Raw genomic sequence first — 421 nt, 5'->3', positions numbered from 1 at the left:
TGGGGTAACGGCTCACCTAGGCGACGATCCCTAGCTGGTCTGAGAGGATGACCAGCCACACTGGAACTGAGACACGGTCCAGACTCCTACGGGAGGCAGCAGTGGGGAATATTGCACAATGGGCGCAAGCCTGATGCAGCCATGCCGCGTGTATGAAGAAGGCCTTCGGGTTGTAAAGTACTTTCAGCGAGGAGGAAGGTGGTGAGCTTAATACACTCATCAATTGACGTTACTCGCAGAAGAAGCACCGGCTAACTCCGTGCCAGCAGCCGCGGTAATACGGAGGGTGCAAGCGTTAATCGGAATTACTGGGCGTAAAGCGCACGCAGGCGGTCTGTCAAGTCGGATGTGAAATCCCCGGGCTCAACCTGGGAACTGCATCCGAAACTGGCAGGCTTGAGTCTCGTAGAGGGGGGTAGAA

1 rRNA gene is annotated in these 421 nt (G+C 56.1%); it reads left to right on the top strand.

The window, feature by feature from the left end:
* Positions 1-421: ribosomal RNA gene (locus ET34_RS0118375) — 16S ribosomal RNA — on the top strand; the annotation flags it as partial.

It is taken from the genome of Siccibacter colletis, assembly GCF_000696575.1.
GTDB lineage: Bacteria > Pseudomonadota > Gammaproteobacteria > Enterobacterales > Enterobacteriaceae > Siccibacter > Siccibacter colletis.
The sequence above is the reverse complement of the archived record's forward strand: the minus strand, read 5'-3'. Positions and strand labels throughout refer to the sequence as shown.